The sequence below is a fragment of the Amycolatopsis taiwanensis DSM 45107 genome (assembly GCF_000519205.1).
GTDB classification, from domain to species: Bacteria; Actinomycetota; Actinomycetes; order Mycobacteriales; family Pseudonocardiaceae; genus Amycolatopsis_E; species Amycolatopsis_E taiwanensis.
The window spans coordinates 120558-141955 of sequence record NZ_JAFB01000025.1; the positions used below are offsets into that span (position 1 = coordinate 120558).

Consider the following 21398-nt stretch of genomic DNA (forward strand, 5'->3'; position numbering starts at 1 on the left):
CGGCGGTTGACGCCGCTCTCACGAAAGTTGTTCGGCCAGTTGGTCAGCGCGTGCGGCCCGGTGCTCGGGCAAAATGCCCAGCCCGTGGCGGCCCTTGAGCCGGAACCACACGAGTCCCACGAGGGCGACTGCCCCGATGAAGATGAAGGCTATCCACCGCAGCGGACCGTTACCGTAGATCTCTTCGCGCGGCCAGGCCAGGTTGGTCATCATTCCGGCGCCCCAAAGCACCGCGACCACGTTGAGCGGCAACCCCAGCCGGCCGAGCGAGAAATAGCCGTCCTTCTTGGCGCCGGGCCCCGGCCAGTCACCGCGGAACCGGGAGATGAGCATCGGAACGGTGACCAGCAGGTAAGCCAGGTAGATCATGATCACGGCGACGCTGGTGACCGCCGTGAAGATCTCCGGCGTGCCGATGTTCACGAGCAGGATGAGCAGCGCCACCGCCCCGGTCACCATCGCCGGGATCACGGGGGTGCCGGTCTTCTTGTTGATCCGAGCCAGCCGGGCGCCCTGGGGCAACGCGTTGTCACGGGCCATTGCGAACATCAGCCGGATAGCGGCGGTGTGCACGGCGAGCGCGCACACAGTGATCGCGACGAGGATGCAGACCAGGAACACCTTGCCCAGCGGTCCGCCGAGCACCTGCAAGATGATCAACTGAAGGCCGCCGACCGAGGTGCCGAGCCTCGGGTCGGACAGATCGGGCGCGGCCATGATGCCGAACAACAGGATCAGTCCGCCGATCACGAACGACGCGATCACCGCGCGCAGGATGGCGACAGGAGCGGTGCGACGCGGCTTCGCCGTCTCCTCCCCCAGCGAACTGGCCGTGTCGAAGCCGTACATGACGTAGGCGGACGCGATCGAAGCCACCAGAAACGCACCCAGGTATCCGGCGCTGCCATGACTTTCGTTCAGCGCATGAGTATCCAGCAAGACGCTGGGACCGCGCACCACATTCACCCCGAGAATGACGATGAGCAGGATCGCGGCGGCCAACTCGATGAACACACCGATGCTGTTGACACGGGCCATCAGCTTGAGCCCGAACGCGTTGACCAAGGTAGTGAAAACGATCAACACACCGCCCCAGATCACCGCGCTAATCCCGAAATCGAGCGCACCGCTGCCGTCACCCACCAACTGGAAACCAGACCACAACTGGGGCAGCGTGACCTGGTATGCCAGCACCACTCCGGCGAGGGTGACCACCGAGGCGGTGAACATCATCCAGCCGGCCAGCCAGGATGTATTGGGGCCGGCAAGGCGCTTCGACCAGTTGTAAACCGATCCGGCGACCGGATAACGGGCGGCGAGTTCGGCGAAGCACAGCGCCACGGTGAGCTGACCGGCGAACACCATCGGCCAGGACCACCAGTATGCCGGTCCCCCAAAGCCGAAGCCGACATAGAACAACTGGAAGGTGCCGGTGAGAATGGAAATATAACTCACGCCGGCCGCGAAGCTGGCGAATTTGCCGATGCCGCGGTCCAGTGACTGCCGGTATCCGAATTCGGAAAGCCCATGATCGTGGTCGCTGTCGCGCACGTTCACCTCCTGGTGTGATCAGCATTGAACCAGTGCCGCGGCACGAAATGAATGTTCTGCACCCGGCCGGGTCAGCCCTTGAACCAGCGCTGCGGGCTCGGATCGATGTTCTGGTAGATGTGCTTGGCCTCGCGGTACTCGTCGAGGCCGGAGGGCCCGAGTTCGCGTCCGATGCCGGACTTGCCGAAGCCGCCCCACTCCGCCTGGGGCAGGTACGGGTGATAGTCGTTGATCCAGACGGTGCCATGGCGGAGTGCTCCGGCCACGCGCTGTGCCCGTCCGGCATCAGTGGTCCATACCGCGCCCGCGAGCCCGTATTCGGTGTCGTTGGCGAGTTCGATCGCCTCGGCCTCGGTGGTGAACCGCTCGACCGTTACGACCGGGCCGAAGACCTCCTCGCGGACCACCGCCATGTCCCGGGTGCAGTCGCTGAAAACGGTGGGCCGCAGAAAGAACCCCTTCTGCAACTCGGGCTCCGTGGGGCGGTGACCGCCCGAGCGAAGGGTCGCGCCGGCGGCGATCGCCTGGGCGATGTGGTTTTCCACCTTCGCGCGGTGCTGCTCGGAAACCAGTGGACCGGTTTCCGTCTCGGGGTCGAGGCCGTTTCCGAGGCGAATCCGGTCCGCGCGCGCGGCGAGTTCATCGACGAACCGGTCGTGGATCCCGTCCTGCAGGATAAGCCGGGCGCCGGCCGAACAAACCTGTCCGGAATGGACGAAGGCCGCGCTGAGGGCGAAGTCCAGAGCCGTGTCGAAGTCGGCGTCATCGAAGACCACATTGGGGTTCTTGCCACCGAGTTCGAGCGCGACCCGTCGCACGCCGTGCGCCGCGGCCGCCATGATCTTTTCACCGGTGGCCAGGCCGCCGGTGAACGACACCAGGTCGACCCCGGGATGCTCGACCATCGCCGCGCCGACGTTGCCCGGCCCCAGCAGGAGGTTGACCACGCCGGCCGGCACGCCCGCTTCCTCGGCGATCGCAACGAGCCGGATGGTCGACAGTGGAGTGACCTCACTCGGCTTGAGCACCATGGTGTTGCCCGCGGCCAGCGCCGGGGCGAGCTTCCAGCACATCTGCAGAAGCGGGTAGTTCCACGGCGCGATCAGGGCGCACACCCCGACCGGCTCGTGCACGATCCGGCTGATCGTGCTCGGATTGGCCGTATCGACCACCCGTCCCGAGTCATGTGCGATCGACGCGGCGTAGTAGCGAAACACGCTGATGACGTCGTCGACGTCGATCCCGCCCTCGGTGAGGGTCTTGCCGGTGTCAAGGCTCTCGATCCGCGCCAGGTCCTCCCGGTCGCGGGCAAGCAGGTCGGCGATGCGCCCGAGGATTGCCGCGCGGTCCGTCGAACTGGTCGCCCGCCACGGCCCAGTGCGAAAAGCACGCCGAGCCGCCTTCACCGCCGCGTCGACATCCTCCGGGCCTGCCAATGCGACCGTCTGCAGCAGGGAGGCGTCGTAGGGATTGCGGACCTCGGTCCGGCCTCCGCCATGCCCTTCGGTCCAGATCCCGTCGATGTAGAGGTCTTTCATCCAGCCCTTCCTGTGCAGCTTCGATGCAGGTCGTCACAAATTGTGGCGCCCGGCGCGTGCAAAGTGCGTACATTTGTACAACAAGTGCGTACGTTTGTCCACACTGACCCCGGTTTGAGTAAGATCCGGTGAAGATCAACGAATACGCTGGTGAACGAGGTGTGCTGAGTAATGGCGACACAACAGAACGCCGGGTCCCGGCGGGCGCGGCGCAATGATCCGGACCGCCGTAGCCGGATCGCCCACGCCGCAATCGAGGTAGTCGCCAAACACGGGATTGACGGACTCACCCACCGCGCCGTCGCCGCCATTGCCGGGGTCCCGCTGGGATCGATGACCTACCACTTCACCACACTCGACGACCTGCTCGAAGTCGCTTTACAGCAAGCCGCCGACGACAATGTCAGCCACTTGCGCGAATGGGAACGCAGCCTCGCGCCGGACGCGGATTTCGCCGCCGCCCTCGCCGAACTGGTGATGCGCTACGTGCAGGAGGAGCACCCACACACCGTTGTCGAGTACGACCTCTACGTCGCCGCCCTGCACCGGCCGCGACTACGCGCCGCGAGCAGCGCATGGGACGGCGCGTTGATCTCGTTATTCAGTTCCCGCACCGATGAACTCACCGGACGGCTCCTGGCCGGCCTGTTCTGCGGCCTGCTGCTGCAGGCAGCCGTCGCCTACCCGCCACCATCCTATGAGGAGGTCGAGGACCTCTTCCGGCGGGCCATCGACGGACCACCCCAAAAGTCCCGGCCCCGGCACGTTCGGTAACGGGGCGGCCGGCGACCCGAACGTCGTCGAAGTATCCGGTAGCCGATCAACTCCGGAAAGCTTACGAACGCGCCTCCGATCACTCCCGGGTGCTCTACGGTGTTGACATGAATCACACGCCGGATAGCGACCGGAGCAACACCGGCAGCGGCCGTTATCAGGAGTACGCGAAGCTTGTCGACCGTGAGTTACGAACGCATCGCGACCGGTGCCGAAGGCTGGCCTATCGGCACCGGATATGGTTCCGCACCTCCGGAATGGCGGTTATCGTCTTCAGCATCGCGCTGCCGGCGGTGACGAATATCGACATCCCGGCCCGTAATGTGCTGATCACGACGCTGGCGTCACTGATCGCCGGGCTCTCGGCGCTACGGGCCTTTTACCTGTGGGATCGCCGGTGGCGCCTGTACCGGTCCCAGGACACGGCCATGACCGCTCTGCTGACGCGGTGGGAACTCGGCGTGATCCGGATCTCTGGTGCAGCCCCGCCCGACGCCGCCGAGCGTGTCCACGAATTGACCGAAAAAGTACTCGAAGAGGCCCGCGAACTCGTTAACGCCCAGTACGACGAGTTCTTCGCCACCATCGCCTGGCCCCAGCGTTCGGGATAGTCGCCCTGCGGCACGACCAGGCGATCTCGTATGGATCACCACGAGCGAGTCAGGCCTGGAAGCTGGGTTAATTCCGTCGCCGAGGTGCGGAAGGTTGCGTAGATTCACCCGGTGACCTACGACATCGTGCTCGTGCGGGTGCAGCCGGGCCTGACGCTTCAGGAAACGCTCGACCGCCTCAACGCCGGCTTTGATCCCGATGCCGACCTGCCGCTGCTGCGACTTACCGACGCGCAATGGAACGAGTGGGACCGGATCCTGCGCCGAGTCTCGCGGGACATTGGTACAGTCGAATCTGAGGAGTACCTGTACAGCCTCACCCTTGACACGGTTGGTCCGCCGGGACGCGTGCACCTCAGCTACTACGGGGACACAGCCCACATCGAGGTCACTTACCGCTACTCGGGTCCGGCGGCGTTGGAAGTGATGGAACTGGCCTATCGCATCGCTCGCATCGTCGAGGACGAAAGCGGATTGACCGGGCACGATTTTGAGGTGGACCAGCCGACCCGCACCGGTGACCCTGCCAAAGCCGCCGCCCGGCTGAGCCGCGTCTCCGATTGGGCACAACATCACTTGAGCTAACGGATCACAGGTCGGACCAGAGGAAGATGCCAGCAATGTGGCTGGGCTTTGTTTCCGGCGGCAGCGTGGGGCCGATGGTAGTTGTAGGACGCCACGGTGCGCGACTGACCTGCACGCCCTCGGCCTGCAACTCCGACGCGACGCCGGCCGCTGGTCACTTATGTTCCCGCCGCATGGTCTCGGTCCGCGCCACGACCTCGGCTGATGTGGCGGTGGGCTGTCGACGCGGGGTCGGCGTGCGATCGACCAACCCGAACTCCCCATGCATGCGGTAGCGGTTAACCAACGTCACGACCCGCAACACCCAGTCCGGCAGCCGAACTTTGACCTTGTCATGATTCGGGGTCTGGCGCCCCTTGATTCGGTGCGAGCCGAGCCGCATGGCAGGGTCAGCGCCCGGGCGACGGTGCGGTGTGTCCAGGTGCTGACGCTGTGGGGTTATGCGGCTTGTTGGTACCGGGGCGGGGTGGTGTGCGCGAGGTTGCGCATGGGTTTTCGCTCGCGGTCAATCCAGGGTGGTGGGATGAATTCGGGCAGATGCCCGTTCATCCTTATCTCCCACTGCGTGTGGTGAATCACCCGGTGATGCCGGGCGCACAGGAGCACGAGATTGTCGGCGTCGGTGCGTTTGTCCATCGACCACAGCACGACATGGTGTGGTGTCGTCCATTTAGGACCGCGAGTGCAGCCGGGAAACGCACATCCGCCGTCTCGCGCGGCCAGATAGCGGCGTTGGGCCGGGGTGGCGAACCGGGAAGCATCGCCTACGTAGAGGGGTGCGGCGTTGTTGCCGAAGATCGCGGGCACAACCTTCGACTCACACGCCAGACGGCGAAGCCCGTCCACACTCGATATCCCGGGGATGTCGAGGAACGCTTGCCGGGCACGGTTCTCCAACTCGGCCAGGGTGACGGACACGATCATCACCGCGCGCTCACCGCCCTGGGTCGCCAACTCATCGCACCGGGCGGCCAGGGCGATGATCTCGGCCAGCGCGTCTCCGGCGCGTTCGGCGGCGGAGCGGGTATCGTGTTCGCCGGTCTCGGGGTTCTTGTGTGGTTTCGCCAGCGGCCCGAGCAGACCGTCAAGTTCCTCGGCGGTTTCGGCGTCCAGCTCACCACTGAAGCGGATGCTGCCGTCTTTGCGGCGCGTGATGTCCAACCGCCGCAGCGGATGGGCCTGCTCGCGTTCCTTGTCCGCCGGTGGCGCCGTGTCCTGCTCCCAGAGCGCGCACAGTCTGCGGCCGGCTTTGCGCACCGCCTCCGGTCCGGCCTGTCGAGCCAGCTCCACCAGAATCCGCTCATCCGCCTCGCGCTGCTCAACCGGAATCCCGGCCGGGCACGCCTGCAGAGTCGTGGTGATCGCATGGACGTGTTCTGCGTTGATGTCCCCGGCGGAGAGGGCTTCACCGGTGGCGGCCTGCGGAGGGGGCTGCGGCACCCCGGTCAGCGACGAGGACGCCATGGTGGCCGCGGCATGCTCGATGCGTTGTCTGGCTTCCCGCGCGGAAATCCGCAACGTATCGGTCAGGAACGCCGACGTGTCCTTGAACCCCAGAGACTTCCCCAGTCCGCGCTGCTCGCTCTCGGCCACGAACTCGAGCATCTCCGCATAGGCGATCCGCAGCTTTTCCTCACACACCAACCCGATCGCGGCCAGGTCCCCATCGGGAACCTGCCACAACCGGGAAGCGAGATTCGGCTCGGACATGCCACCATACTAACTTATTTTCAGACGTACGTTCGATACACGTTCGAGTGGTTTCGGGCAGGTTCAACTGGTAGTGCACCGCCTGAGAAGATGATCTTGATTGTGGGTGGGAGGAGTTGGCTGGTGGGGCGTGGTCGAGGATGATTCTTGGTGGGTGTCGCACGAAACGATTTATCGGACGTTGTTCATCCAGGCGAAGGGGACGTTGCGGTCGGAGGTGCGGGAGGGCCTGCGGCGGGGCCGTGTCCAGCGGCGACCGCGCGTGTTCCTGGGAGCCGGACAGCCGAGCAGGTGGCGCGTCGGCTGGCGGGCAAGATGAACACCCTGCCGAGTTGTTCAAGAACAGCATTACCTGGGATCAGGGCAATGAAATGGCTCACCAAGCAGGATGCGGTGGCCCGGTTTCTCGCGTTTGCACGTCGACGCGGAGTACGGGAGGTTCGAAGCACCATGAACCATCCGGCCGTTGACAGGATCGAATCGCTGCCTGGCGTTCGACGCGCTGACCGAGTTCGCTGTCTGGTCGGCGAGAACGCGGCAGGCCGTCATGGTGACTGCCCGAGGCGCAATGAGTCCGTGAGTGACGTGGGCGTCACTCACGGACCCACCACCTGGCTCAGGGCAGTTCGCGCATCGCGCGGTCGCACACGGCGAGCGCGCAGTCGAGGCGGCGCATGATGCCGATGCCGACCTCGAGCAGCATGTCCGGCCGCTCCGCGGCGAGCGGGGCGATGACATGGTTCAGCCAGCCTTCGGCATGTTCCACGTCCACGGTCACGTGCTCCAGCAGGTACACCATTTCCTGGTCGGCCAGGCCGACCCGCCGCCAGCCCTCGATCTGCCGCTCGAGCCTGCCCGGGACCACCAGTTCCGTGGCCTGCAGCATGCCGATCGACTGTGGGGCGAGGCTGCGCGCCGACGAGGTCTGGAAGTACATGTTGGCCATGCGCAGTTCCTCGACCCAGTATCCGTCCACATCGGACAGATACGCCTCGCCGTGGATACCCACCCTGGCCATCATGTCCAGCCGCAGCCGGCGGTGGGTGCGTTCCACCGCGCCGTTGCCCATCTCGTCCCAGAAGTTGTGTGCCAGCTCGATCTTCTGGCCACCGTGAATGCCGGGCAGCAGCAGCGCGACCAGATCACCGAAGTGGATGTCGAACGGCGTCTCCTGGCCCAGGAAGGAAGCCAGCTGATCGAACGTCGCCTTCTCGGCGAGGAAATCGAACAGCGGGTGGGTCACGCCGGACGCGTGACCCTCGCACACCTCGGTGGCCCACTCGCCGAAACCCTTCGGCGTGGTCGGTACCTCCAGGTCCGCGCCGTAGGCCCGGCGGTCCCTCGCCAACCAAGCGTCGCCGGCCCTGCGGTGCACGTCCACGATCGTGGGGTGCTCGTAGTCGCGCCAGTGCGGCGACCACGGCGGCAGGATCCGGTGCGCGTGCACCTCGTACAGGAACCGCTGCGCCTCCAGCTCGGCGGCGTCGTCACCCTGCTCGAACGCCAGCGGGATGATCTCGTCGGCGCGGCGGGTCAGCTCGTGCAGGGTGTCGGCCGACGGGTCGGCACCCCACGAGCGAACGAGACCGGCCAGCCCGGCCGGTGCGGACACGGTGGTGGGGTCAACTTCCAGCTGAGTCATCGGCGACTCCTTCACGAATCGGCCCATCCGACAGTTTGTTGCGGCGGGGTCTCCGCCGCGATGGTGCGCAGTTCACGCACTCCGACCTCCGGGTTCTCGGCCGCGCGGCTGAGCACGGCAAGGAATCCGGAGCTCCAGCGCCGCGCGGTGTCCTCGGGGAACAGCGCGGCGTCGTACTCCCAGCCGCCCGCGACCGCGCCATCCTCGCGCTGCCGCAGTACGACCGAGCTCTCGTAGCGCAGCCGAAGCGGCGCGTACACCTCCCCGATCGGGGTGAAGTCAAGGCCACTGTCGTCGCCGACCACGTCCATGTCGAACTCGCTCGACCGGAAGGCCCCGCCGGCCATCGGCGCGTTCTGCACGGAGAAGCACGCGGCGAGCACGTCGTCCGGCAGCGCGAGTTCGGCGCGCAGCGACTCGAACGGCACGGCCTGGTGGGCGAACGCGGCGGTGCTCGCCTGCCTGGTGGCGCGCAACAGGTCGGCGAAGGTGGCGCCGTCCTCGATCCGTACCCGCACGATCACCCGGTTGACGAACCAGCCGACCAGACGTTCCCACGCCGAGCGCACCCGCAGCGCGTTCGGCGTCACGACGGCAATGTCGTCGCGGCCGGAGAAAGCGGCGAGCACCGTGGCATAAGCGGCGAACGTGGTCATGTAGAGCGACGTGCCGACCTGTTTGCCGAGCGCGTGCACCCGGGCGGCCAGGTCCGGCTCGATGCGCAGGTTCAGATAGCCGGGGCGGTACGTGTGCCCCGCCCGTTCGGCCTTGGTGGGCAAGAAGATTCCCGAGGCGCCGCGCAGTTGGTCACGCCACCACGCGATGTGCTCCGGGTACCGCGGGCTCGCCACGTACTCGCGATGCCAGGCGACGAACTCGGCGTAGTCGCCGTCGAGCGGCTCAAGCTCGGGCTCGCTACCTTGGGCGTAGGCGTGATAGGCGGTGCCGATTTCGTGCAGTTGGACGCCGATGGACCAGCCGTCGGTGGCGAGGTGGTGGACCGTCCACTGGACGACGTGATCGTCCTGGGCGAGCCGGTGTACCCGGACCCGGATCAGGGGCCCGCTGGCCAGGTCGAAGCCGCCTTCGCCCTCCTCACGGACCAGCCTGCGCACGGTCCGCAACCGGTCCTCGATCGTTTCGCCGTCCACATCGGACAGTACGAACGGCGGGTCACAGTCGTCCCGGACCTGCTGCACGTAGTTGTCGCCATCGCGTCGCAGCGACACGCGCAACGTCGGGTGGCGGCGCAGCATGGAGGCGAACGCCTTACGCAGCGCACCGAGGTCGAGCGGGCCGCGCATGCGCAGGGCGAACGGCGCGTTGTAGCGGGGGTTCGCGCCATCGGCCTCCTCGGCCTGGTACAACGCCATCTGCGGGAAGGACTGCGGCAGGACCGTGCCCGATTTCATGGTCGGCGTCGCCGGTTTGTCCCCGTAAACCTCGCGTTCACGCACCGCCGCGCGCCGCTGTTCCTGCTCGACGAGCGAGGCGAGCCGCACGACCGTGGGCTCGGCGAAGAAGTCGGCGAGCCCGATCTCGACGCCGAACCGGTCGCGCACCCGGGAGGTGACCTGCGTCGCCTGCAGCGAGTTGCCGCCCAGCTCGAAGAAGTCCTGCTCGCGGTCCACATCGGACAGGCGGAGCAGCGGCCCGATGACCTCGGCCGCGATGGTGCGCTCCAGTGGGGTCCAGTCCTCGTCGGAGCCGGCGCCGCCGCCGGGCGCGGCGGGGGCGGGCAGGGCACGGCGGTCGACCTTGCCACTCGGCGTGCGCGGCAGCGCGGCCAACACGGCGAGGCGGGTCGGCGTCATGTAGTCCGGCAGTCTCGCGGCCGCGATCTCGCGTACCTCGGCCAAGGTCGGCGCTTCCCCGCTCGGCACGACATAGGCGGTGAGGTGCTTGGTCTCGCCGTCGTCCCACACCTCGACGGCGACCTGGCGGATGCGCGGGTCGGCGCCGAGCACCGTCTCGACCTCGCCGAGCTCGACCCGGAACCCGCGAATCTTGACCTGACGATCCACCCGGCCGAGGAACTCCAGCACGCCGTCGGGCGCCCACCGGACCAGGTCGCCGGTGCGGTAGAGCCGCTGCCCCGGCGCCGTCGCGAACGGGTCGGGCACGAACCGGTCGGCGGTCTGCCCTGGGTTGTCCAGGTAGCCGCGGGCGAGGCCGGTGCCGGCGATGCACAGTTCACCCGGCACGCCGATCGGCACCGGTCGCAGCCGCTCGTCCAGCACGTAGGCACGGTGGTTCGGCATGGGCTTGCCGATCGGCGGGACGCGGCCGCCGGACGGGGGCTCGCAGCGCATGAGCGTGACGGCGACCGTGGTCTCCGCGGGGCCGTAACCGTTCCAGAACTCGCGGGCCGGTGTCGCCCAGTCGTCGACGAGCCCGCCGGCCGGGGCTTCGCCGCCGACCGAGACCAGCCGCAAATCCGGCAGGCGGCCCGGGTCGAGCAGCGGCATCAGGCTCGGGGGCAACTCGGCCACGGTGACCTTGCGGTCCTCCAGCAGGCGCTGCAGCTTGTCGACGGAAAGGCGTTCCTCGTCGCCGGCGAGCACGACCGTGGCACCCGCACAGAGCGCGGACCAGAGGTCGAAGACCGACACGTCGAAGGTGATGGCGGCGAAGGCCAGCAGCCGGGTGTCCTTCTCGATCGAGTATGCCGTGGCGATGTGCCGGGAGAAGTCCACAACGGACCGATGCTCGACGACGACGCCCTTGGGTTTTCCGGTGCTGCCCGAGGTGTACATGACGTAGGCGGCCATGTCCGGCCGGACGTCCGGCAAGACGCCGTCGTGGGCGTCATGCGGGTCGATCCGGGTCAACTCCTCCGGGAACTTGGTGGCCAGTTCGTCGGTGGTGACGACGGCCGAGACGCCATCGCACAACACGGCGATGCGGGCCTCGGGGTACTGGGGATCGACCGGAACGTATGCGGCGCCCGCCATCATGACGGCGAGCGGCACCCAAACCAGTTCGGAGGTGCGTGGCAGGCAGACCGCGACACGGTCCTCGAAGCGGACGCCGTTCGCGACGAGGTGGCCGGCGAGGGCAGTGGCCTTTCCGACGAGTTCGCGGTAGGTCAGCTCGCCGTCGATCGCTTGCACCGCAACGGCATCCGGCGTCCGCACGGCATATCCGGCGACCAAAGCGTGCACTGTGGACGGTTCGTCGGCGGTGGAGCCGCCGTCCGCCAGAGCCATCAGCTCGGCGTGTTCGGCGCCGGACACCAGGTCCGCGGCGGTGATCGGCTGGTCATGTTCGAGGACGGCGGCGCAGCGAGTGAGCAGGTCGGTCACCGTGCGCTCGGTGACCTTGGTGCCGTCGAACACGGCGGTGATATCGGTGCCGTGCGCGCTCGGCGCGATGTCGATGCCGATGGTCGCGGCGGCGTGCGGTGCGAGGGTTCCCGGCGTGTCATGGACGGCGATGCTCACCATCGGGTCCTCGGCGAGCATGGGCCGCAGCACCGACCACGGCACGTCGGCATTGCGGCGTGCGGTGTCCAGGGCTTTCTCAGCCCCACGGGCGATTTCCCGGCGGGACACGTCCGGACCGACCGGGATGCGCAGGGGCAACATCCGGGCGAATGGGCCGGGGACGCCGGTCAACTCGCCGGGCAGGTGCGGTTCCGTCACGACGCCGAACACCACGTCGTCGTCGCGGCCGCATCGAGCGAGGGTGATGGCGACCGCGGCGAGCCAGTCGGGGCGGGTGCCCGCCACCGGGACGGTGATGGTCAACTCGCCGCGCTCGGGCGCTCCGGGCGCGATCCGGTCGGCCGGGATGCCGGACGCGGGCGCCCCGGCGAGCACGGTGCGCCAGTGCGCGGCCTGCCGGTCGCGTTCGCCGGCACGGCGGTCGTCCCGCTGCCATGCGGCATAGTCCGCGTAGGTCAGCCCCTCGGCCGGTTCAACGTGGGAATGCGGCGGCCGCAGCGGGGTGGTCTCGTCGTAGAACTCCTCCTGCACGGACCGCGGCGGGGTGCCGGTGTACCGGCCGGGCCGGATCGGCGGGACGGCGTGCTGGGCCGCGCGCAACGCGTCGAGAAAGGCGCTACGGCGCGCGGCGGGCAGCGCGGCGAGGCGTTCGGCGAGCGGCCGGTCCGGCACGTGACGGGTGCTGGTTGCGCCGCGCAGCGCGGCGCGCGTGGGCGGGAGCCGGAGCACCTGGTGGATCTCGCCCGGCATGAGGCCGCGCGGCACGACCTTGCCCAGACGTGCGGTCAACGCCGGAATGTCGAGGTCTCGCCCGTCGGCGGAGACAATCCAGGCATGTCCGTCGTCGACCACCACCTGCGCGACGGCCGGGTCGGCGGCGAACCGGGCCGCGATCCACCAGTCGTGGCTGCCGGGCCGGTCGCCGAGCAACTCCATGGTGCCTTCCGGCCGGCGGCGGGCCCACAGTCCGGTGTGGACATCGCCCTCGCCGGTGGTGACGACGACCTCGCCGGGCACCGGGCCGGGCACCGGCCGGCCGAGCCGGTCGACCCGCCGCATAGACCGCGCGTGGGCGATCGGAACCCGTTGGCCGAAGGGCAGATCCGCCGGCAGGTCCCCGGCCGTCACCGGCTCGGATTCGTCGGCGAGCGAGAGCGACGACAGCGGCGTGCGGTCTTCGGCCGCGGCGATCTCGCTCAACAAGGTCGTGTACTCCTCGGCGATCCATTCGGCCACCGCTTCGTCGATGCGGCCGCGGTCGTACTCGACCCGGGTCCAGACGGCGCCGGGCGGGAACGCCACCGACACGACGAGCGGCAGGCCCGTCTGCTCCTGCTGCTCCACCGCCCTCACCGTCACGGGCCCGGCCGGCGTTCCCCCGGGATCGTCGCGGAAGTAGTTCTGAAACCCGAGCACCGTCTCGTACAGCGGCTCGCCCATGGGCACGCCGCTGCACCGCTGCGCGACCGACACCGGCGTTTGCTCGAACTCGCGCCCCGCGATCAACTGCTCCTGCACGTCCGCCAGCCACGGCCCGATCGGGAGTTCACCGTCGACCGAGACCCGCACCGGGACCGTGTTGACGAACATGCCGACCCGCTCGGTCACGCCGGGCAGTTCCGCGGGCCTGCCGGACACCGTGGTGCCGAACACCGCGTCCGGCGCATCCGCACACGTCGCGAGCAGGAAACCCCACGCGGCGTGCACGATCGTGCTCGGCAGCAGGCCGCGCGCGCGTGCCAGCGGCTCCGGGTGCCGATCGTCTGGCACCTCCCGGAACCGCACCACGCGGCCGGCCGGGCCGGCTTCGGCGCTCACCCGGCCGACCCGGTCGATACCGAGCGGTGTCGGATGGCGCAGGTCGCCGAGCAAGCGCTTGAAGTGCTGCTGCGCTGCGCCACTGTTGTCGTTGGCGCGTAACCAGGTCACGAACTCGCGGAACGGCGCGGCCGGGGCCAGGCGCGGTGGCCTGCGCTCGATCCGCGCGGTCAACAGCTCGGCGAGGTCGGCCTGGATGGTCGGCATGCTCCAGCCGTCGACGACCAGGTGGTGCATGGTGGTGACCAGCCGCCACTCGTCGTCCGCGACCCGCACGGCGTGTGCCCGCATCAGCGGCGGCTTTCGCAGGTCGAACCGTTCCCGCCGATGGGCTGCCAGCGCACGCGCAACGGGTTCGGCCGGCTCATTCCGTCCGTCCACAATGGTCAACGGGACGGTGGCCTCGGCAAACACGATCTGCACGGGCGCGTCGACGCCCTCCCACGCGAAACCGGTGCGTAGCACGATATGCCGGGCGACGAGGTCCGCAATTGCTTGGCGCAGCACGTCTTCCTCGGCGACACCGCTGATCGCGAGTACATACTGCTGGTGGTACACCGGTTCACCGGGCGCGCGCAGCGCGTGCACGAGCATTCCCTGCTGCATCGCGGTCAGCGGGTAGATATCCCGAATCCGCCGCTTGGTCCTCAAGAAGCCACCTCCGGCTCGGTTTCGGTCGGCGTGTCGGTGGGCAGCGTGCGCATCGCGCGGGCGGCGGCCGAGCACTGCACCACGAGGGGGCCGATGGCCATCGCGCCGACCGAGACGAACAACGCGGTCCGCGTGCCCAGCCACGTCCCCAGCAGGCCCCCGGCGAGGGCCCCGAGCGGGGCGAGGCCGAGCGAAAGGAACCGGAACGAGCCGTTCACCCGGCCCTGCAGGCGATCCGGCGTCACGCCCTGGCGCAGGCTGAGCACGTTGATCGCGCAGACCTGCCCGCCGGCCGACATCAGGAATCCCGCGACGACCAGCATCGGTATGGCGGCGCCCAGCGCGGGCGGCGCGAGCGGGATCAGCAACGTGGCCAGGCAGAACAGCGTCAGACCGGAGACGATCGCGCCGGCGAGTCCGAGCTTGCGGGCGACGGCGGCCGCGGCGAGCGAGCCGGCCAGCGCGCCGGGTCCGCTGCCGATCAGCGTCACACCGACCAGGGACGCCGGTAGGTGCAACACATCGACCAGGTAAATCACGTAGAGGGTGAGTTCGGCCGCCCACGCGAAGTTGTTGACCGCGATGGCAAGGGCGAGTGGGCGCAGGACGGCGTGGCCCGCGAGGAAGCGGAAGCCCTCGATCAGGTTGTCCTTGATTCCGCGGAACCCACGCTGGTCCGGCGCCGGCTTGGGTTCGGCGTGCTTGATCCTGCTGAGCGTGACCGCGGAGCCGAGCAGCGACAGGCCGTCGAGGAGCACCGCGACCGGCGCGGTGACCGCCTGGACCAGCAGGCCGCCGATGCTCGGGCCGGTGACCTGCGCCGTGGCGCGGGCGGACTCCATCCGGCTGTTGCCCTCGACGAGGTGTTCGCGGCCGACGAGCGCGGGCAGATAGCTCATGTAGGCGGTGTCGAACCAGACGGTGAGCACGGCGGAGACGAACAGGGTCGCGCTCAGCAGCCCGACGGTGAGGAAGCCGAACGCGACCTCGACGGGAATCAGCAGGAGCAGCACGCTGCGGATCACGGTGGCGCCGACGAGCAGCGGCCGCTTGCGCACCCGGTCCACCCAAACTCCCGCGACGACGTAGAAGAGGGCGGGGAGCTTGCTCATCAACCCGATGACGCCGAGTTCGGTGGCGCCGGCGTGCAGGGTCTCGATCGCCAGCAATGGCACGACTACGGTGCTGACGTAGGCACCGAACTGCGAGAACGTCTGACCCGCCCACAGCAGGACGAAGTTGCGGTTGCGCCACACCCCCGCCGAAAACGGGCGGCGCCGCCACTTCGCCAGGCTGGTCATGCCTGTTCCCCCGCCTCGGCGTAGAGGTCGGCCGCGGGTGCGTCGGCGGCCACGGCGGCCGGGGCCGCCAGATAGTAACGGCTCACCGGCGACTGGGCCGTCATGCCGAAGGCACCGTGCAGTTGGAGTGCCTCGCGGGTCGTGGTCACCGCGAGCGTGCCGGCCTCGGCCAGGACACCCGCGGCCAGGCTCTCCTGGAGTGTGCCGTCGTCCTGGCGCCCGGCCAGTTCGGTGATCAGTGCCCAGGCTGCATCGTGCTGGATCTTGAGGCGGGCCAGGCGGAACGCGACATCCTGGTTCGCGATCAGCGGGCGGCCGAACTGCTCGCGGAGGCGGGCTCGCTGGACGGTCCGTGCCAGGCACCCGGCGGCGAGCCCGCACAGCCACGCGGCGCGCCTGATCCTCGCCGCGGCCGGCACGGCCGCGGCGTCCCGGCCAGTCCGGACCACCTCGCGCTCGTCCGTCCACAATCGACTCAAGTCCGAGTCGGCTTCCGGTTCGTCCACCCCGTCCAGCGCGGTGAGCGTGTCCAGGAAACCGTCGTCGTGCAGCTCACGGCCCAGTTCGGCGCAGCACACGACCTGCGCGCGCAACCCGAGGCCGAGCGCGCCCAGTTGGAACGCGCCGAGCTTGGCCAGCTCCGGCCAGCACGCGCGGGCCGGGTCGCGCTCGTCGTAGGCGGTGGCGATCGCCCGGACGGCCTTGCGCAGCTCCACGGCAAGGGGCTCCTCGCCCGCGGGCAGGTCCGCGTCCGGGGCCGGCAGGCCCGAGTTCGCGACCAGTTCGAGCATCATCTCCGAGGTCCCGGCGGAGAGCGTCAACCCCGGCGCCTCCCGGTATGCCGAGTCCAACCGGCCCGGCCGCAACGCCGCCGGGTCGCCGACGTCGGTGCACCACCACGCCACGGCGCGGGCGGTCTCGCTCGTCCAGTACTTCGTGGCCGCGGCGCCGACCGGGTCGACACGACCCGAATCCAACTGGTCCACACATCTCGCCGCCAGCGCATGGGCGGCGGCGACGCGCGTGCGTAACCGCCCGTAATCGGCGCGGGCGGCGTCCGGCACCTTCACCGTGCGCAGCCAGAGGTCGGCCTTCGCCACATAGTCGACACCGGTGCGCTCCAGCGCCAACGCCTCGGTGATCAACGGCCATGCCCCGCCGACCGGGCCGACGACCGCGACGGAGGGCACCTCGACCCCGTCCAGGCGGACATCCGCGAAGTCCTCATCGGCCAGCGAGTCGAGCGTGCCGATCGTGATTCCCGGCGCGTCCAGCGGGACCAGGAACAGCGAGATCCCTTGATAGGGCGTGACTTCCGTGCTGGTGCGGGCGGCAACGAGGCCGTAGTCGGCGAAGGCGGTCTTGACGCTGTAGACCTTGCGGCCGGTGATCCGCCAGCCGGTGCCCGCGCGCTCGGCACGAGTCTCCAAAGTAGACAGGTCGGAGCCGACATCGGCCTCGGAATAGAGGACGGTCATGGTGATCGCACCCGACGCGAGCCCGGGCAGCAGGGCGGCACGCTGTTCGTCCGTGCCGGACGCGAGGATGAAGTTCCCGCAGATCTGCACCGACAGCGTGTGCAGCACCTCGGGCACCCCGGCCGCGATCAGCTCGCCGACGACCGCCGCCGCGCACCGGCCCGGCAGGTCCCGGCCACCGTAGGCGGCAGGCCAGTTGACGGCCAGGAGCCCCCGATCGCCCAGGAGCCGGTAGAGCGGGCGCGGATCGGGCTCGCGTCCGGCGCTCCGGTCGGCGGCCACGGCGGCGAACAACCCGCGTGCCTGCTCTCCCGCGAGGACCGCCCGGATCTCCTTGACCACGACGTCGGTGCTCTGAAAACTCACGACGTCACCTCCGAGTCGTCGTCGAGTCCGGCCAGCAGGTGCGCGATCGTCTCGTCGTCGAGACCAGAGTCGGGAAAGTCAGCGGCCGCGTAACTCGCCTCTGTACCAAGGCAATGCGTGACCAGGTCCACCAGCCGGTCACGGACCCGCTCCGCCACGTCCGCCGGCCCCAGCACGCGAGCACCCGCGACGGTGATGACCAGCCGGTCCCCCGCCGCGCCGACCTCGGTCACCGCGACCGAGCGGGGCAGGCGGATCATCCGCACGCCGGGCAGCGACCCGTCCTCCGCGGACGGCGCACGCAAGGCAGCCTTGACGTCCCTGATCAGTTGCGCGTCATCGGCCGACGCGGCCGCGCGGACCACGCCTGCTCCAACCGCCAAGGCCGTCGTGTCGAGGGCACGCATGACCGCGGCGACCACCAGGTCGAGCGGCGCCGTACCGTACGTCTCGTTCGCCTCACCGTACAAAGCATCCAAAGTGGACGACGGAAGCAACACGCCTGGCGCGTCCGCGACATCACCGTCCGCCGACACGAGGTCCGCGATGTCCGCGTCGTCCACGCGCGCGGGATCGATCGTGACGATCGAGCCGGCCACCGACACACCCGGGCGCTCGGTCACCTCCGCACCGGCGGGCAGGCGCAGGACGGTCGGGCCGGTGATGCCCAGCGGGGCCTTCGACCCGCGCGACTCCGGCACGTCCAGCGCGGCGGCGATGGCGCGGATCGTGCGCAACCCGAACAGCTGCCGCAGGGTGAGCGGCAGGTCCCGGCGCCGTGCCTCGCTGATCACGTGGATCGCGCGGATCGAGTCTCCACCCAAGTCGAAGAACCCGTCCGTGACGCCGAAACTCCGGCCCGGCAACGCCTGCCGCCAGCACTCCAGCAGCGCCGCCTCGACCGGTGTTTCCGGCTCTGGGCCGCGTTCGGACCGCGCCGGGAGGTCGGGCAGAGCGGCGACGTCGAGCTTGCCGTGCCGGGTCATCGGCAGTTCCGGCAGCGCGACCACCTCAGCGGGCACGGCGTGCGCGGGCAGCACGGTCGCGGCGAACTCCAGCAGCGCCGACGGCGACACGGAAGCCGGCGCGACGTACGCGACGAGCCTGCCATCTCGCGCGACCACCGCGCTGTGCCGCACGTCCGGATGCGTGTCGAGTGCGGCCTCCACCGAACCCGGCTCCACCCGGAACCCGCGGATCTTCACCTGCCGGTCGGCGCGCCCGCAGAACCACAGCCTTTCGTCCGGCGAACGCCGCGCGAGATCGCCCGTCCGGTACATCCGCCCACCGTGGAACGGGTCCGGCACGAACGCGGCCGCGGTCGTGCCTGGCGCGCCGAGATAACCGCGGGAGACCTGTGGCCCGCCGATGTACACCTCGCCAAGGCAGCCCGGCGCCACCGGACGGCCCCAGCGGTCCAGCAGATACACACCAACGCCGGGCAGCGGCCTGCCGAGCGGAGGAGAATCCGTCTCGCCGTCGAGCCACTGCGCGCATACGCCGATGGCGGTCTCAGTCGGTCCGTAGTGGACGATCACGCCCCAGCCGTCCCGGACCAGTCGCGTTGTCAACGCGGACCCGGCTGCCTCGCCGCCGAGGATCACGGCCTTGCGTGGCCGCAATCCCGCGGTGTCACCGCCGGCCAGCAATGCCGCCAGGTGCGAGGGCGTGATCTTCATGAAGTCGGCCGGGTGCGTGGCCAAGAACTCGGCCAGTGCCCGCCGGTCGCGTGCGGTGTCGTCGTCCACGACGTGCAGAGCGCCACCGTTCGCCAGCGCGCCGAGCGTCGAGGTCATGGAAGAGTCGAAGGTCGGCGGCTGCACGGTGACATGGCTGGCCGCGGCCGGGAACAGGGTCAGCAGGCCTCGCAGGTACGCAACGACGTTGCGGTGCTCGACGACCACGCCCTTGGGCACGCCGGTCGAGCCGGAGGTGAACAGCAGGTAGGCGCCGTTCTCCGGGCGCACCGGCACCTCAGGCGCTCCCGGATCCTCGGCCCGCGTCAGCGTCACGGGCAGAGTCGCAACCGAGGACGGCAGTCGCGGCGGGTCAAGGCCGACCAGCGCCAGCTTCGCTCCACATTGATCGACCACAGTGGACAAGTGGGCCGATGGTGCCGCCGGGTCCACCGGCACGTACACGCCACCCGCTTTGAGCACGGCCAGCATCGCGACGAACAGCTCCGGCGACCGCTCCATGCCGACCAGCACCGGCACCTCCGGCCCCACCCCGCGCTCCCGGAGCGCGTGCGCGAGCCGGTTGGCCGCCGCACCGTAATCGGCGAAGGTGATCGACCCGCCCGGCCAGACCAGCGCCGGCGCGCCGGGGGTTCGGTGCGCCCACTGTCCGATGACCTCGTGCAGCAGGACCGGGCCGTCGAGGATCGGTGGCTCGACGCCCGGCTTCTCTTCGGGGTCAATCGTCCACAGTGGCCGGTCCGGTTCAGCGAGACCATCTCGCAGGAAACGCAGGAACAGTGTGCGTACCCGCTGGGCGGCATCGTCACTGACGATGTCAGAACGGTAGCGCACCGTCCCCATATAGCCGTAGTCCTCGAGCATGTCGAGGGACAGGTCGTGGCCGACCATGCCGGTGTCGATCAACGAACCGGTCGTTCTCTTCGGCATGCCGCCCGTGCCCGCCGAGTACGTGTCACTCTTCGGCTGCAGGTTGATCGCGGCTTGCGCGAGCGGCGTGACACCGACCTCGCGGTCCGGCGCCACGGCTTCGATGATCTGGTCGAACGTGACCGAGCCGTGGTCGTGCGCCTCGGCGACCACCCGGCGCGCCATGCCGACGAGTTCGCGGAACGTCGGGCCTTCGGACAGGTCGAGCCGCAGCACCACGCGGTCGACGAACATGCCGACGACCTCCCGCACCTCGGGCAGGGGACGTCCCGCGACGCTGCTGCTCACGGCCACGTCATCGCTGCCGAACACCCGGCCGAGCGCGGCCGCGTAGGCGGCGAGCATGGCTATGAAGGTAGTGGCGTGCTCGGTCCGCACGAACGCGTCGAGCGTCTTCGCCGTGTCCTCGTCGACAACCACGTCGATCCGCTTGCCGCGCTGGCTCAGCAGTTGCGGGCGCGGCCGCCCGTGTGTGAGGTCCAGTGTGGACACCTCAGCGAGTTGGTCCCGCCAGTACGCCAAATCCTGGCGTGCCGCCGGGCTGTTGGACCGCTCCTCCTGCCATGCGGTGAAGTCGGCGTACTGCACCGGCAGGTCTGGCCAGTCCGGCGTACGTCCCTCGATCCGGCAGTCGTAGGCGATGATCAGGTCACGCATGAGGATTGCCGCGGACACCGCGTCCGCGATGGCGTGATGCAGCACGATGATCAGCGCATCGGCGCCACCCAGCCGGGCGTGCACCATCCGCAGGAGCGGTGCGGCACCGAGGTCGAACACCTCCGTGCCGACCCGTGCGCACAGGTCGCGGTAGGACCGGTCGATCTCGGCCTCGCCGGAAAGGTCCACAAAGGCCAGCGGCTGCTCCTCGGGCGGTGTGAGGACTACTTGCCACAGGTCGTTGTCCCGCATGACGAGCTTCGTGCGCAGTGACTCGTGACGGTCCACCACGTCCGCCACCGCCGATCGCAGCACGGCCTCGTCGAGCCGGTCGGCGAAGGTGACCTCGCAGCTGATGTTGTGCACCGGCTCGCCGGGCACCAGCTGCTCGACGAACCACAGCCGCTGCTGGGCCCGCGATGCCCGGTGGGTGAGGACCTCCTTCATCGGCCGCGCATCGCCTCACGCAGCGACCGTGGCCGCAGGTCCGTCCACACCTGGTCGATATGGGCGAGGCAGTCGTCCTTCTCGCCGGTGAAGCCGGTACGCCGCCAGCCAGCGGGCGGCTCCTGCCCGGCGTCCCAGATCGAGTACTGCTCCTCGTCGTTGATCACGACCGCGAACCGCTGTGTCATCCCCATCC

The 21398-nt window shown here is 69.1% G+C and carries 12 protein-coding genes and 1 pseudogene; 4 read left to right on the forward strand and 9 right to left on the reverse strand.

What is annotated here, in order from left to right; translation table 11 throughout:
• Window positions 1-18: 18 nt before the first annotated feature.
• Window positions 19-1551: an APC family permease gene (locus A3CU_RS0120525; protein WP_084143473.1), complete on the reverse strand. Its 1533-nt coding sequence runs from the start codon at window positions 1549-1551 to the stop codon at window positions 19-21.
• A 71-nt stretch (window positions 1552-1622) separates the two neighbouring features.
• Window positions 1623-3089 carry an aldehyde dehydrogenase family protein gene (locus A3CU_RS0120530; RefSeq protein WP_027943898.1) on the reverse strand — a complete coding sequence of 489 codons (1467 nt, stop codon included), beginning with the start codon at window positions 3087-3089 and terminating at the stop codon, window positions 1623-1625.
• Window positions 3090-3260: 171 nt separating this feature from the next.
• Here A3CU_RS0120530 and A3CU_RS0120535 point away from each other — a divergent pair, with 171 nt between their 5' ends.
• From A3CU_RS0120535 to A3CU_RS0120545, 3 genes are all read left to right on the forward strand, one after another.
• The gene (locus A3CU_RS0120535; protein ID WP_027943899.1) at window positions 3261-3863 is read left to right on the forward strand and encodes a TetR/AcrR family transcriptional regulator; all 603 of its coding nucleotides are present in this window, start codon (window positions 3261-3263) and stop codon (window positions 3861-3863) included.
• A gap of 107 nt (window positions 3864-3970) precedes the next feature.
• A complete protein-coding gene (locus A3CU_RS0120540) occupies window positions 3971-4474 on the forward strand; it encodes an SLATT domain-containing protein (protein WP_027943900.1) in 504 nt (167 codons plus the stop codon).
• Window positions 4475-4585: 111 nt separating this feature from the next.
• The gene (locus A3CU_RS0120545; protein WP_027943901.1) at window positions 4586-5059 is read left to right on the forward strand and encodes a hypothetical protein; all 474 of its coding nucleotides are present in this window, start codon (window positions 4586-4588) and stop codon (window positions 5057-5059) included.
• A gap of 438 nt (window positions 5060-5497) precedes the next feature.
• Here A3CU_RS0120545 and A3CU_RS0120555 read toward each other — a convergent pair whose 3' ends face one another.
• A complete protein-coding gene (locus tag A3CU_RS0120555) occupies window positions 5498-6769 on the reverse strand; it encodes an HNH endonuclease signature motif containing protein (protein WP_027943903.1) in 1272 nt (423 codons plus the stop codon).
• A 154-nt stretch (window positions 6770-6923) separates the two neighbouring features.
• On the opposite strand from A3CU_RS0120555, the pseudogene A3CU_RS54590 reads away from it, so the two are divergent.
• A pseudogene (locus A3CU_RS54590) lies at window positions 6924-7031 on the forward strand (IS30 family transposase); the annotation flags it as partial.
• A 354-nt stretch (window positions 7032-7385) separates the two neighbouring features.
• Here A3CU_RS54590 and A3CU_RS45755 read toward each other — a convergent pair.
• From A3CU_RS45755 to A3CU_RS0120585, 6 genes are read right to left on the reverse strand one after another with little or no spacing between them, the layout of a single operon-like run.
• Window positions 7386-8411, reverse strand: a complete 1026-nt coding sequence (locus tag A3CU_RS45755; protein ID WP_052371910.1) for an iron-containing redox enzyme family protein — start codon at window positions 8409-8411, stop codon at window positions 7386-7388.
• Between the two features lie 11 nt (window positions 8412-8422).
• Complete coding sequence (locus tag A3CU_RS49890; protein WP_156960447.1) at window positions 8423-14326, reverse strand: non-ribosomal peptide synthetase; 5904 nt, start codon at window positions 14324-14326, stop codon at window positions 8423-8425.
• Window positions 14323-15627 carry an MFS transporter gene (locus tag A3CU_RS0120570; protein ID WP_052371911.1) on the reverse strand — a complete coding sequence of 435 codons (1305 nt, stop codon included), beginning with the start codon at window positions 15625-15627 and terminating at the stop codon, window positions 14323-14325. Before A3CU_RS0120570 ends, A3CU_RS49890 begins: the two co-directional genes overlap by 4 nt.
• Complete coding sequence (locus A3CU_RS49895) at window positions 15624-17471, reverse strand: acyl-CoA dehydrogenase family protein (protein ID WP_052371912.1); 1848 nt, start codon at window positions 17469-17471, stop codon at window positions 15624-15626. The genes A3CU_RS0120570 and A3CU_RS49895 overlap by 4 nt, the downstream gene beginning before the upstream one ends.
• Window positions 17468-21202 carry a non-ribosomal peptide synthetase gene (locus A3CU_RS0120580; RefSeq protein WP_027943906.1) on the reverse strand — a complete coding sequence of 1245 codons (3735 nt, stop codon included), beginning with the start codon at window positions 21200-21202 and terminating at the stop codon, window positions 17468-17470. The genes A3CU_RS49895 and A3CU_RS0120580 overlap by 4 nt, the downstream gene beginning before the upstream one ends.
• Window positions 21199-21396: an MbtH family protein gene (locus A3CU_RS0120585; RefSeq protein WP_027943907.1), complete on the reverse strand. Its 198-nt coding sequence runs from the start codon at window positions 21394-21396 to the stop codon at window positions 21199-21201. Before A3CU_RS0120585 ends, A3CU_RS0120580 begins: the two co-directional genes overlap by 4 nt.
• Window positions 21397-21398 lie beyond the last annotated feature (2 nt).